The sequence below is a fragment of the Brevibacillus sp. MS2.2 genome (genome assembly GCF_013284345.1).
Classification (GTDB): domain Bacteria; phylum Bacillota; class Bacilli; order Brevibacillales; family Brevibacillaceae; genus Brevibacillus; species Brevibacillus brevis_C.
Map to the genome: position 1 here is coordinate 132,064 of NZ_JABSUZ010000012.1, position 12,351 is coordinate 144,414.

At 48.1% G+C, this 12,351-nt stretch carries 12 protein-coding genes and 1 riboswitch; of the genes, 3 read left to right on the forward strand and 9 right to left on the reverse strand.

Annotated features, from left to right (window positions below; genetic code table 11):
- Positions 1-15: 15 nt before the first annotated feature.
- The 3 genes from yfmT to HP568_RS13765 form a co-directional block, all read right to left on the reverse strand.
- The gene (yfmT, locus tag HP568_RS13755; protein WP_048034164.1) at positions 16-1,473 is read right to left on the reverse strand and encodes a benzaldehyde dehydrogenase; all 1,458 of its coding nucleotides are present in this window, start codon (positions 1,471-1,473) and stop codon (positions 16-18) included.
- An 85-nt stretch (positions 1,474-1,558) separates the two neighbouring features.
- A riboswitch (cyclic di-GMP riboswitch) is annotated at positions 1,559-1,644 on the reverse strand.
- Positions 1,645-1,820: 176 nt separating this feature from the next.
- Complete coding sequence (locus HP568_RS13760) at positions 1,821-2,765, reverse strand: methyl-accepting chemotaxis protein (RefSeq protein WP_173629363.1); 945 nt, start codon at positions 2,763-2,765, stop codon at positions 1,821-1,823.
- A 24-nt stretch (positions 2,766-2,789) separates the two neighbouring features.
- The gene (locus HP568_RS13765; protein ID WP_048034166.1) at positions 2,790-3,545 is read right to left on the reverse strand and encodes a hypothetical protein; all 756 of its coding nucleotides are present in this window, start codon (positions 3,543-3,545) and stop codon (positions 2,790-2,792) included.
- Positions 3,546-3,630: 85 nt separating this feature from the next.
- Here HP568_RS13765 and HP568_RS13770 point away from each other — a divergent pair, with 85 nt between their 5' ends.
- Complete coding sequence (locus tag HP568_RS13770; protein WP_173629364.1) at positions 3,631-5,043, forward strand: RsmF rRNA methyltransferase first C-terminal domain-containing protein; 1,413 nt, start codon at positions 3,631-3,633, stop codon at positions 5,041-5,043.
- A gap of 78 nt (positions 5,044-5,121) precedes the next feature.
- Here HP568_RS13770 and HP568_RS13775 read toward each other — a convergent pair whose 3' ends face one another.
- From HP568_RS13775 to HP568_RS13800, 6 genes are all read right to left on the reverse strand, one after another.
- Positions 5,122-5,367, reverse strand: a complete 246-nt coding sequence (locus tag HP568_RS13775) for a hypothetical protein (protein ID WP_048034168.1) — start codon at positions 5,365-5,367, stop codon at positions 5,122-5,124.
- A 173-nt stretch (positions 5,368-5,540) separates the two neighbouring features.
- On the reverse strand, positions 5,541-6,155 hold the full coding sequence (locus HP568_RS13780; protein WP_173629365.1) for a LysE family translocator: 615 nt from the start codon (positions 6,153-6,155) through the stop codon (positions 5,541-5,543).
- Between the two features lie 5 nt (positions 6,156-6,160).
- Positions 6,161-6,595: an Lrp/AsnC family transcriptional regulator gene (locus tag HP568_RS13785; protein WP_173629366.1), complete on the reverse strand. Its 435-nt coding sequence runs from the start codon at positions 6,593-6,595 to the stop codon at positions 6,161-6,163.
- A 191-nt stretch (positions 6,596-6,786) separates the two neighbouring features.
- On the reverse strand, positions 6,787-7,947 hold the full coding sequence (locus tag HP568_RS13790; RefSeq protein ID WP_173629367.1) for an MFS transporter: 1,161 nt from the start codon (positions 7,945-7,947) through the stop codon (positions 6,787-6,789).
- Between the two features lie 2 nt (positions 7,948-7,949).
- Entirely contained in the window at positions 7,950-8,774 is an 825-nt protein-coding gene (locus HP568_RS13795; RefSeq protein WP_173629389.1) for a MerR family transcriptional regulator, read from the reverse strand.
- A 146-nt stretch (positions 8,775-8,920) separates the two neighbouring features.
- Positions 8,921-10,402, reverse strand: coding sequence for a DEAD/DEAH box helicase (locus tag HP568_RS13800; RefSeq protein WP_173629368.1), 1,482 nt, complete (start codon positions 10,400-10,402; stop codon positions 8,921-8,923).
- A gap of 319 nt (positions 10,403-10,721) precedes the next feature.
- Between HP568_RS13800 and HP568_RS13805 the strand changes: the two genes are divergently transcribed.
- A complete protein-coding gene (locus tag HP568_RS13805; protein WP_173629369.1) occupies positions 10,722-11,255 on the forward strand; it encodes an RNA polymerase sigma factor in 534 nt (177 codons plus the stop codon).
- Positions 11,242-12,351 (forward strand): DUF4179 domain-containing protein, encoded by a 1,110-nt coding sequence (locus tag HP568_RS13810; protein WP_173629370.1) that lies wholly within the window; start codon positions 11,242-11,244, stop codon positions 12,349-12,351. The genes HP568_RS13805 and HP568_RS13810 overlap by 14 nt, the downstream gene beginning before the upstream one ends.

Below are 12,351 nucleotides of genomic sequence, written 5' to 3' on the forward strand. Positions count from 1 at the left end.
TATATTTTGCTGGCATTAATACGGAAATTGGCGTTGCTTGTGCTGAACCGATATCCATTTCAGCGTAGTAAACTCTTCTAAGCTCCATTGACCGTTCAAACGTCCCAACCCGGAGTGCTTTTCACCGCCAAACGCCACGATTGGCTCGTCATTGATCGTTCCATCGTTGATGTGAATCATGCCAGTCTCAATTCGTTTGGCCATCTGGGCACCTCTCTCCAGATCGCGTGTATGAATCGCCCCGGACAATCCAAATGGTGTCTCGTTCGCCATGCGAATCGCTTCTTCCTCGGAAGCAAACGACATGATGCAAACAGCCGGACCAAACAGCTCTTTAGAAGCAATCGACATGTCTGTGGTCACTCCTGTCAAAACGATCGGCTCGACCAGGTTGCCCTTTACTTCCCCTTTCAATGCAGGAACGGCTCCTTCCCGTATCGCCTCATCAATCGTTGCCATCAGGTTGGCGACTTGCCGTTGATTGATGAGTGGACCGATTACCGTGTCAGGATCATTTGGGTCGCCTACCTTGAGTCCAGATACTTTTTCCACATACAGATCGAGGAATTTATCGTATACATCTTGGTGAACCAGAACCCTGTTAGCCGACATGCAAATCTGACCTTGGTGGGTAAAGCGGCTGAATACCGCTGCATTAACGGCATACTGGAGATCCGCATCCTCCAAAACGATCAGTGCACTATTGCCGCCCAGCTCCAAAATCGCCTTTTTGAAATGCTTCGCTGCCACTTGCGCGATATGGCTTCCTACTTGGCTAGAGCCTGTAAACGAAAGGATGCGCGGAATCGGGTGGGAGACAAAACCATCGCCAATTTCCGCAATATCCGTCACAACAACGTTGATCAAGCCTTTTGGCAGACCTACTTCTTCAAAAATTTTCGCGATGAGCGTCCCACCCGTGATTGGCGTGTGCTCATGCGGTTTAAGAACGACACCGTTGCCCGCGCCAAGAGCTGGAGCTACGGACTTCATCGACAGATAGAACGGGAAGTTGAACGGACTGATGACACCGACAACGCCTGCGGGAATCCGATACAAGCGATTTTCTTTTCCGTCTACGGGAGAAGGAAGAATTTTTCCTTCCATGCGTACGGGGAACGTAGCCGCCTCGCGAATAATATCCTTCACAAGCCCGATCTCAAAAAACGCCTTTAATCGGGTTCCACCCAATTCACGTATGATGATCTGAATGATTTCTTCTTCATTCTCTTCGATATAGTGAACAGCTCGCTCCAACATTCGGGATTTGGTATAGGCATTCACTTCATCCCACTCTTTTTTCGCGTTGGCTGCCGCCTTGTAAGCCGCGTCGATATCCTCCAGATTTGCCATTTTGAATTCTGCGATGACTTCCCCGTTGTAAGGGTTGATATCTTGCAATGTCTTCGCGCCCAGTCCGTCGCGCCACTCCCCATTAATGTACTGCTTGTCCAGTGTTTGAAGGATTGACATGCTTTAACCTCTCCCTTTTGTAAAGGTAATAGGCCCCTTTCGCCTGAAAGGAGCCGTAAAACTAAAACAGCAAAATACACTGCTAGTCGGCAACCCGGCTGCCATCGTAACTTGTACATTAGGCCCGTGGCTTTGCGTCCCCAATTTTCAATGGGTTTGCCCATTCATAGCGAATGCTGGTAGGATTTTGTCGAAAAAAGGAAAGATATGGAGAATCCTACTTTGATTATAGTACTCCATTTCGAATAGTCAAACGAAAACATGTAAATAATTAGTGAAAGAAAGTGAACAAATACCAAAAAGTCCGCATCGCTTGAATACGGACTCCTGATTCTTTTTCCTTATGATCACAATAACTTTTTGACATCCTTTACGCTCGTCGCGAGCATTTGCTCTACCGCGTTGGCGTCCCTCACATGCTTGGTCAAGCCTTCATTCAGCTCGTCCAGCAAGCTCTTTGCATCACTTACCTGCTGGGACACATCGTCAGCAAATCGCTTTTGGTGCGCGATGATTTCCATCACGCCTGACACTTCGACGTTCAGGGCCTGGAAAGCATTCACGATCTGATCCGTCTTCTCCGCAGCATCCTTGCTGATAGAAAGTCCGTTTTTGATCGCACTGCTGCTTTTTTCACTGTTGGACAACGCTTCTTTTGTTTCTTCCTGAATCTTGCCGATCAATTCTGCAATCGTCTTGGTCGAGTTCGCTGTCATCTCGGCCAGCTTCCGTACCTCATCCGCTACGACAGCAAAGCCTCGGCCTTGTTCACCCGCACGTGCCGCTTCTATCGCTGCATTCAGGGCGAGAAGGTTGGTCTGATTGGCAATGTCGCTGATCACCTTGACGATACTCGTAATTTCCGAAGAGCGCTCTTCCAAGCGGCTCATGGATTTGGACGTATGGACCGATTCTTTGTCGAGCAGGCTCATGACTTCCACAACGTCCGTCATAGCCTTTTTGCCTTCATCTGCACGCGCTACCGATTGTTTGCAGATATCTGTCAGGCGCTCTCCTCGATCCGACAGTTGGCTCGCAGATTCATCATCCCGCTCGTTAATGACCTGGATATTATCTACGACACGCTTCATTCTCGTCACCAAGCGCACCATTTGCTCGGATTCGGCGTTCATCGCTTGGTTTGAAGTGAAGATCGCACCCAACTGTTCGTAAATACCGCGAAGCTCATGTTTCCAAGCGTCTTGCTGTCCTGCCATTGTGGTCGTGGGAGTTGCCACTGTCGTCGCTGCTGTCTCTTTTTCTGCCAGGCCTTTGTCTTTTTTCCAAAACATCCGCTTCCCTCTCCTTTGTACCCATCAATTGTCACCTCGGCGGCTATATACGCGGGACTCGATTATTCCCGGATGTTGTTTCGCCAAGCTCAGCAAGTTTTCCAAGAAATAATAGTGACCCTCCAAGAGCTCCACGTCTTTACGCTCAAATTGCTTCGCCTGCAAATACTGCTGCATTTCCAAAGCATAGCGCTCCAGTTTATCGTGAAAATCGTTGGCACGAAGCATTTGCTCCACTTCTGGATATTCTGTTTTCAGGCGATTCAGCTCGCTGTATACACGCCCACCCTCCAGAATCATCTGGTAGGCCGTACGCTCGAGCGTAGCTGTCGTAGCTGCCTCCTGCTCCTCACGCTCCTCGCGCAAAGCTGCCAAGTACGTGATAAAATGGTAGACAGTTAAAAACAATGGTCCTAAAAACAGAATGATCCCTGCTTTGTACACATGCTGATTGGACAAATTGCTGATGAGCAGGAACAAGTGAAACAAGATCGCACCCAACCATACATAGATGATGATTTGGTGATTGATCTTCCCTGCCTTTTGGTGGCGTGAAAAGGCAAAGGTAAGTCCGAGCAGATAAAAGGCAAGTAACGTAAAGCTGGCAGAAAACAAAGCCATCTCCATATCGATCAGCCAATCTGCGTCGGCGGGTATTTCGATAAAGAATTCAAAAGCGAGCACCAGCAGTGAGAACAGCAACCCCATGATCCAAAACCGGCTTACTTCCGAGTCATTCCTCCGCCGGGAGCGGTAGCGTTTTGCACGGGATCCTTCCATAATGCTCTCACCTCATTCTCTATGATTCGCCATGATTCTATGTTTTCCTTTCACATGGGGCCAAAATCTGACATCGGAGGCTGTTATGACAAAAAATTTACCAACAACATTTACCGAGCGCATGCAAACCATGCTTGGACACGATTATGAGGCATTCGTTTCCTCGTATGATCAGCCTGTGACACACGGCTTGCGGGTCAATCCGTTGAAGGTCGGTCGTGACGATTTTTTGAAAATCTCGCCGTTTTCTCTGGAAGCAGTCCCTTGGTGCGAAACCGGTTTTCGCTACAAAGAGCCAGATCGTCCCGGCAAGCATCCTTTTCACTCCGCTGGCATGTACTATTTGCAGGAGCCAAGCGCGATGTCCGCTGCCGAAGCACTCGGCGCACAGCCTGGTGAGCGAATCCTCGACCTGTGTGCAGCGCCAGGGGGAAAATCGACGCAGCTTGCAGCGTTTTTGCGTGGACAAGGAATGCTCGTAGCAAACGAAATCCATCCTGTTCGGGCAAAAGCCTTGTCAGAAAATCTGGAGCGCTGCGGCGTGACCAATGCCGTCGTGACCAATGAAACGCCTGAACGCTTACAGGAGCGATTCCCCCAGTTTTTTGACCGAATTTTAGTAGACGCTCCATGCTCTGGCGAAGGAATGTTCCGCAAGCTACCCGAAGCAATTGAAGACTGGAGCCCTGCAAAAGTAACCGAATGCCATGTCATGCAAGGCGATATTCTCGAGGCGGCCGCTGCTATGCTGAAGCCAGGCGGAACGTTGGTCTACTCCACCTGCACATTTGCTCCATTAGAAAATGAGCAGTCACTGGTTAACTTCCTGGGAAGTCACCCGGAATTTGAAATCGTTCCGCTGCCACATGCAGATTGCTTTTCTGCTGGTCAACCCGAGTGGGCGTCGCCGCAAAACGAGCAGCTCACCCAGACAGCCAGATTGTGGCCCCATCGTCTCCAGGGAGAGGGGCATTACCTCGCCAAGCTGCAAAAGAGTGAGACCGCTGAAGTTCATGAACCTTCCGGGAAGCGTAAAGAAAAGCGTGTGGTAAAATCGGCTCCGGCAGGTCGAAAAGAAGCCCTGGCAGCCTGGCGTACGTTCGCGGACGAAGCGCTCCCGGCGCTCTCCCAACCATTCGATGATGAATCAGCTTTTCTTTTGTTCGGCGAGCAGCTTTACTACTCACCTGCTCCCGAGCTCGACTTGGACAAGCTCAAGGTCGCTCGCGTCGGTCTGCACCTAGGAACCGTAAAAAAGAACAGATTTGAACCTGCACACGCCTTGGCACTCGCCCTCTCTCCTGCGGAGGCAGCCCGTGTCGCTTCCTATGGCGCAGACGATCCTGAAATGTTGCGATACTTAAAAGGAGAAGCGCTCACGCGTGACGGTGATAGCGGCTGGACGCTGGTTACTGTAGATGGATTCTCCATCGGTTGGGGCAAGCAATCTGAGGGGCAACTCAAAAATCATTATCCTAAGGGTCTACGGTGGTTGTAGTTTTGCTTCAAAAATAAAAAAAGCTCACAAGGCTACACGAGATGCATTCGTGGCTGCTTGTGGGCTTTTCTCTTTTTCTTATGATCTCCCTCTGCGGGACGGATTGTCTACAACGGTCAAAGAGCCATTTCTAATATAACGCAATATTTTTGAAACAGATATCCCTGTTGCGTTGGCAATTTGCATCGCATTCGAATTCGGATACGTTCTCACGTAATTGCGAATCATCTGGTAGTCTTGTATTTCGTTTTCTCCGCAAACCTGGCAACTGTACTCTCCCCGGCCCATCGGACTGCCGCATTTCAAGCACGTATCCGTCGTCATCACTGGTTCTCCTCACACCCTGTACTATGGTACTTTTACAAGAAAGGGTTCTATCTTCCTATCTATTACCCAAATCACATGGGAGGAAAACACTATTTCTATCGCAATTCCTGTATTCTGTTAAAATTCGATGCCGTCATTCCGAACTCCTTCAAAAAAGCCAGTATAGGGCCTCAAACCGCTTTTTGCAGAAGGACAATCGCAACCCCAATTAGAAAGACTCCACTGAGCCCATGAAAAACGTTGAGCCAAACCGGGCGAAAAAATCGAGCCAAATACGCGGCCAACAAAGCTACCAGCCCCAGGAACAATAAAGTCGATAGCAGACAGCCTGTCGCAAACAAGAACAACTCTGTTGAATGAACAAAAGTGCCAGATGCCAATAGTGCGCCAAATACTCCCGCCCAAAACAGAACGGTCAAAGGATTCGCGAGTGTCAGAAGCACGCCGTGCCAAAAGCTGTTTCGACCCGATGGAGCATGCTGGACTGGTGCTTGTTCACGTTCTCCTCTGCCTTTCATGGCACGCAAGGTTTGAATCCCGAACCAGGTCAAAATCAGGGCACCCATCATCAAAACCATCTGTTTGACCCATTGGATTTGTAACAGCAGTGACAGTCCTCTGATCGCCCCCACCATATAAACCGCATCTGCGAGTGCAACTCCCAGTACCATCATGAGTGCATCCCGTAATCGCCGAGTCATCGCGCGATGCAACACCGCCAGACAAACCGGACCAACCGATAGCTGGAGCATCATCCCAAATAATAGACCGTTCCAGATCGCCACGAGGTTCACATCTCCTCTTTCATGGAAGACAGGACGATCATCGTATTCCTCTTGCTTACACCTTCTACTTGCTTCAATGTTTCCGAAATGAATCGTTCCAGATCGGCTGTCCCTTTTACGGCAACCTTCAATACATAATCGTAAGCTCCCGCAATATGATGGCATTCCAGCACACATTCTGCCTGCATGACCGTTTCACGGAAGCCAGCGATATGCTCCGTTTTTTCGATTTGTACCATCACAAACGCAATCAGGTGAAGCCCTAGCTGTTCCCGATCCAGCTTAACCGTGAATTGCTTGATGAGTCCTGTATCCTCTAGCTTACGTATTCGCTCGGAGACCGCAGGCACGGACAAATGAACCTGCTTGCTGATGTCTGAGCTGGTGATTCGGGCATTTTCCCGCAATAAGCGGAGGATTTGTTCATCAATCCGATCCATAGTGGTGCCCCTCCTTTTTATCATGATTATATCAATTTCTTTAGAACGAAAAGGAGTTTGGCACCAACACCGTATTTTTTAAAGAATTGACGTATTTTCTCTTTTATTTTTTCTGTCAGACGATTGATCCTTAAGCGTTTTCCTAAAATCATGCTGCCGCGAGAGACGAGAAGACATCATACGCCATCTTCCTACGCTGATAGCTGCTCCTTCTTTAAAGTAAACAAACGGATCGCGAGCAGCAGTGACAGCAACGCAATAACAAATCCGTACCAGCCTAGATGCTCCACAGAGGAGTGGCTGATCACCAGTCCCCCAACCCATGATCCCAAAGCGAAGCCAAATTGAATAAAGGATGTATTGATGCTAAGCGCGATATCCGGCGAACGGGGCACCTGCGTAACCAGATAGAGCTGTTGGGCCGGAGATGTTGCCCATGTGGCGAGCATCCATAGCATGATGATCACGATATGGGCCGTTATCACTCCATCCATGACCGAAAGCAAAAGCAGCATACTTGCCTGAAGGGAGAGTCCTACATGAATCGTAAATTTCGGCCCCTTGCGATCTGCGATAACTCCCCCCATTTTTGACCCCATAAAACTGCAAATGCCTGCAAGAAACAGAATCCCAGAAATCTCGGATGCCGAGAGCTTTGCCTTGGTTAGCAGGAAAGGCGCAATATAGGTAAACAATGTGGAATAAGCGCCGATGTACAACAGCGTGATAACAACTGCTGCCAGAATCCTTTTATTTTTTAGAACAGCCATCTGTGCTCGCGGTGTTACCGCCTCCTGCGCTTTTATAAGCGGGACTTTTTTATAAATGACAAGCAGCGGAACCAAGCTCAGTAGTCCAATAAAAATAAACAGCAGCCTCCAGCCAATCACTTCACTTAAAAAAGTGCCAACCGGGAGGCCAAGTACAAGCGAGCTGCTCAATCCCATCAAAATGATGCCGATTGCTCGTCCACGATTGCCTTCTTCAACTAGCCGTGTAGATACCGCCATCGCAACAACTGTAGCAACGCCCCCACTGAGTCCTTGGATCATGCGTGTAACCAGCATCATCTCAAATGAAGGACTCACATAGACCAACCAGTTGCTCAAAATAAAAATGCCAAGCATCATGAGTAATAATTTTTTTCGGTCAAGATGGATCGTAACAGCGATGACAATGGGAGCCCCTACTGCCGCAGAAAGGGCAAATGCAGTAACAAGCAATCCGGCAGACGACGTCGTAACCCCCAGATCAGCGGCCACCATTTGAATGATGCCGCTTATCAGATACTCCACGGTCCCAATGAGGAAAACTGCCAAAGCGAGAATATAGACAACCCATTTATTTCCCATGCTCACTTTGCCCCCCTTGGTTCAATTGGAATCTGGATTTCTATGAGCTCAACTCCAGGTTCTTCTGATAGGGGAACGTAGATTTCTCTGCCAGGCTGCTCGCTTCGAATACTGTAACCATGCTGTTCAATCCACGTAGCCAGATCCAGGCAAGCTGATTCTTTAAAGGTCGAATCCGAACGGAATAGGAGCGTAGCCATTGTCTCGGCAGGCAAGACACTTCGTTCCATTTGCTCGGGCAGTTTGACAGATTCTGTTTTAATGGCATAACCCACCCCAAATTCGAAAAGCTGGTCCTTCGTTCCGGTTTCCTTCCATAGCACTGTTTTGGGACCAATCAAGGATGATTTCAGGCTGGCATCAAGCAAACTGTCGAATATTTGAAACAGCCAAGGAATATCTTCAGCAGCACCCAATGCTGAATAGGAAATCAAGTGCAGGCCATCTACCTGCTTCAGAACGACCTCATGCTCCTTTTCGATCCTTCCCTCCCGTTCAACAAGCTGCACCCGTTCTTTAATACGGGCAAGCTTCGACATTTCCATCTCCAACAGAGATTGGATTTCATTTTCTTTGAGCCTCAGCATCCCCCGAATTTGTTCGGCTGGTATATTCTCGTGAAGCAATTGCGCAATCTGCTGCAATGAGAACCCCAATTCTTTGAAGATGACAATTCGATTGATCTGCAAAAGCTGTTCGGCACAGTAATATCGGTACCCGGTCGTATCATCGATTTTTGCTGGTTTTAGAATCCCAATCTGATCATAATAGCGCAACGTTTGCAACGGAATTCGACTCAGTCGGGAAAACTCGCTGATTTTGAACAATTCCACACCTTCTCTCCCATTACTTCGATCTGAGTATAAACCTTCTAGTCGAGTATAAAGTCAATTACTTCCTTTCATACAACAAAGGTGTTTCTACACAAAAAAGCGCCCAGATCCTTTTCGAATCTGGGCTGCCTCTTTATTGCTTATCTTCCTCTTGATTTCCCGGCAGATTGACTAAACGGTCTTCCACCCTTCGCAGAGCGAGCCGCTCCACCTTTTCCTGCTTTTTTCGTATCGGCAGGCTTCGCAGATTTACCCGCTTTGCGTGCTGCAATCGCTTCAGCCTTCTTACGGTTTTTCTCGTACTGCGTTTGCAATTCTCCCAGCTCACGCGCCATCTTCTTTTTGTAGCCTGGCTTTACCTTCGTCTTTTTCTTCAAGGCATCACGTACAGGAGAGAACTCTTTGTCTTTTTCCTTTTGCTGCTCCTTCACCTGTTGCGCTCGCAGCTCAACAAAATGAGCTTCCCGTTCTTCTGCGCGCTGACGGCGTCCGGCATCCAGATGGCGTCCTGCCTGCAAAATTCTTTCTTCGATCGAAGCCTTCGTCGCTTTGGCAAAACGAGCCATCAAGTTTTTCTGACGAGGAGAAATGAGGGAGATCGCTTTTCCTTTTTGTCCCGCACGACCAGTACGACCGACGCGGTGAATGTAGCTGTCCACGTCATTCGGCAAATCGTAGTTGATGACGTGTGTTACACCTTCTACATCGAGTCCACGAGCAGCGATATCTGTTGCGATCAAGTATTGGAAACGTATCTCACGGAATTGCTTCATCAATTGTTCCCGCTTGTTTTGGGACAAATCACCGTACAAGGCTTTCGCCGAGAGGCCATTTTCCTGCAAGCGGGCTGTAAGCTGTTGCACACGTACTTGGGTATTTGCAAACACAATAGTCAAGAACGGCTGCTCTTGCTCCAGCACATCGACGAGAGCGTCTGTCTTATCGCTCTGGTTGACTACATAGTAAAATTGCTCAATGCGCTCAACCGTTTTTTGCTTGCCCTCGATTTTGATATGCGGTGGCTGCTTCATGAAGCGGTGCGCCAGTCTTTTTACCAGATCAGGCATCGTAGCCGAGAACAACAGCACCTGACGTTGAGAAGGCGTGTGGACGATGACTTGCTCCACGTCCTCCAAGAAGCCCATTTCCATCATTTTATCGGCTTCATCCAGCACGAGTGTAGAGATTCGTCCAAAGTGAAGCGATCCGCGTTTCATATGATCCAGTACACGTCCTGGTGTTCCTACAACAACATGAACCGTTTCTTTCAGCTTGCTCAGTTGTTTGTCAATATCCGTTCCACCGTGCAAAGAGAGTACATTCACATTCAGGTGTTTGCCCAGCTTTTCTACTTCTTTTGCAATCTGAATGGAAAGCTCACGCGTCGGAGTGAGGATGAGCGCTTGAATGTCGCGTTTTCCCTCTTCTAATGCGTTGAGGATCGGCAGCATGAATGCAGCTGTTTTACCCGTACCTGTCTGAGCTTGTCCGATTAGATCCTTGCCTTCCATAATGAGAGGAATGGCTTCCTCTTGAATTTGTGTCGGTTCTTTATAATACAGGTCTTGAATCCCTTGCATCAGCTCCGGACGAAAACCAAAAGACGCAAACGATTTTGCCATAACTTCCACTTCCTTTCACAAACGATCCGATTCGCCACACCATGACTGCATGGACAGTGGATGCGATAAATCCGGCTCTCATCAATCAACATTCATCCTAGGCAGGTTGTTGCCCTTGCGAAATCCTATCCTACCTATACTAAAGGAGTCCTTTCGAAAAAACAACTAAACCGTTCAACTCCCGGGTATTTTTCTTCGAGACTTGCAACAACAAAGCAAGCCTAACTGAAATTTTTGCTGACATCATGTGACCATGTAGCGATTTCGCTGATCTAATTACTGTCAATGTGAAAAACCAACACAGAAAGGAGTGAAAAAGGTGGATCTAAGAGAACAGGTTCTCCTGGCAAAGCAAGGAGATCGTGAAGCTTTTATCGCTGTTGTCAAACACGTTGAGAGCTCCTTGTACCATACGGCTAAATCCATCCTGAAAAAAGAGGAAGATATTGCGGATGCCCTCCAGGAAACCATTTTGAAGGCTTATAAATCTCTGTATTCACTTCGTGAGCCCCATTTTTTCAAAACATGGATGTTCCGAATTTTGATCAATGAATGCAATAAGATACTAGCAAATCGCTCCCGTAACGTTCTACTGGATGAATTACCTATCCAATTGTCACTCTCACATAAAGACGAACTTATTGACCTGCGGGACGCCGTTGAAAAATTGGATGAGCAGCAGCGCCTTGTTATTGTGCTTCACTATTTTGAAGACCTGCCTTTACGACAAGTAGCAGAGATACTGGAAATTTCGGAGAGTGCCGCAAAAATGCGGCTTAGTCGAGCACGGAACAACTTGATGGAAAAATTAAACACATTCCGGGAAGGGAAGATACATTATGGATCAATCTAAATTTGATTTCGAACTAAAAGAGTACAAACGTACAAAGGATGCGACGATGTCACCATTGGTACGGGCTCGACTGGATGAAACATACGCCTCTCTCCCAGAAATGTCTCGTGAACGAAAAGTCCAGCGATTACGCAAAGCACCCTATGTTGCGGCCGCCGCAGTCATTCTAGGTGCAACTGTATTCACTTCCGGATTTATCTCGCCGGTCATGGCGCAATCCATTAAGGAGATCCCATTCGTCGGCAGTCTCTTTAGCTTCATCGAAGCGGACCTCGGCTTACGTGCCGCAGGCGAACAAGGTCTTTCTTCCAAGGTAAACAGGAGTATTTCTCACCAGGACATGAAGCTCGAGGTAACGGAGACGGTCTTCGACGGAACACGTGCTGTCTATCTGCTCAGCGTAACGGCTCCAAACCTGAAGGACGGCATGTTTGATACGGGAAAAGAGGTTGTCAAACTCAGTGACGCTATCGAAAATGTCACTTTTACCATCGATGGAAAAGGTCAAGATGACCCAAGTAGTTTGGTAACTGGCGGTAGTTTTTTCTACACAGCGGGCGAATCACACCCAAACTATCTTATCTTCGAAGAAATTTTGAAGACACCTGGGCACAATTCAACGAGCATGATTCCAGACTCTTTCCAAGCGGAAGTGGTTGTTAAGCTTGCTGGAATTGATCAAGCCTTCAAGCTGGACATTCCCTTCCAAAAAGCGACGAACGACACCCTCCGGCTTAAACCGAATGCTATTCAATCAAACGATGGGATTTCTTTCGAAGTATCCGAGGTCAATGTGACGCCAGTGACGACGCGCTTGTTGTATTCGTTCAAACTGAATGGCAAGACATCAGATCCGTTCATCAGAGCTGCCCTGTTTGACGACCAAGGTCGTCAACTGACATCCCTCCACGGAGAAGGAGAGGTTAAGGATAACACGCTCACATTTGACGCCCGCTATGCTTCTTCACAAGGACAGCCGAAGTATTTCATCATCAAGCCTTTCGTCGTAAAAGATCATTCTGCGGAAACAGTCACAGACGATCAGTTTATTAAGGGTCTGGAAATAAAGGTAGACCTCCCCGAGCAGAACAAGTAA

Excerpts from the sequence above, each read along its gene's own strand:
- yfmT (WP_048034164.1), bottom strand. The coding sequence starts at position 1,473 with ATGTCAATCCTTCAAACACTGGACAAGCAGTACATTAATGGGGAGTGG.
- HP568_RS13760 (WP_173629363.1), bottom strand. The coding sequence starts at position 2,765 with ATGTTTTGGAAAAAAGACAAAGGCCTGGCAGAAAAAGAGACAGCAGCG.
- HP568_RS13765 (WP_048034166.1), bottom strand. The coding sequence starts at position 3,545 with ATGGAAGGATCCCGTGCAAAACGCTACCGCTCCCGGCGGAGGAATGAC.
- HP568_RS13770 (WP_173629364.1), top strand. The coding sequence starts at position 3,631 with ATGACAAAAAATTTACCAACAACATTTACCGAGCGCATGCAAACCATG.
- HP568_RS13775 (WP_048034168.1), bottom strand. The coding sequence starts at position 5,367 with ATGACGACGGATACGTGCTTGAAATGCGGCAGTCCGATGGGCCGGGGA.
- HP568_RS13785 (WP_173629366.1), bottom strand. The coding sequence starts at position 6,595 with ATGGATCGGATTGATGAACAAATCCTCCGCTTATTGCGGGAAAATGCC.
- HP568_RS13790 (WP_173629367.1), bottom strand. The coding sequence starts at position 7,947 with ATGGGAAATAAATGGGTTGTCTATATTCTCGCTTTGGCAGTTTTCCTC.
- HP568_RS13800 (WP_173629368.1), bottom strand. The coding sequence starts at position 10,402 with ATGGCAAAATCGTTTGCGTCTTTTGGTTTTCGTCCGGAGCTGATGCAA.
- HP568_RS13810 (WP_173629370.1), top strand. The coding sequence starts at position 11,242 with ATGGATCAATCTAAATTTGATTTCGAACTAAAAGAGTACAAACGTACA.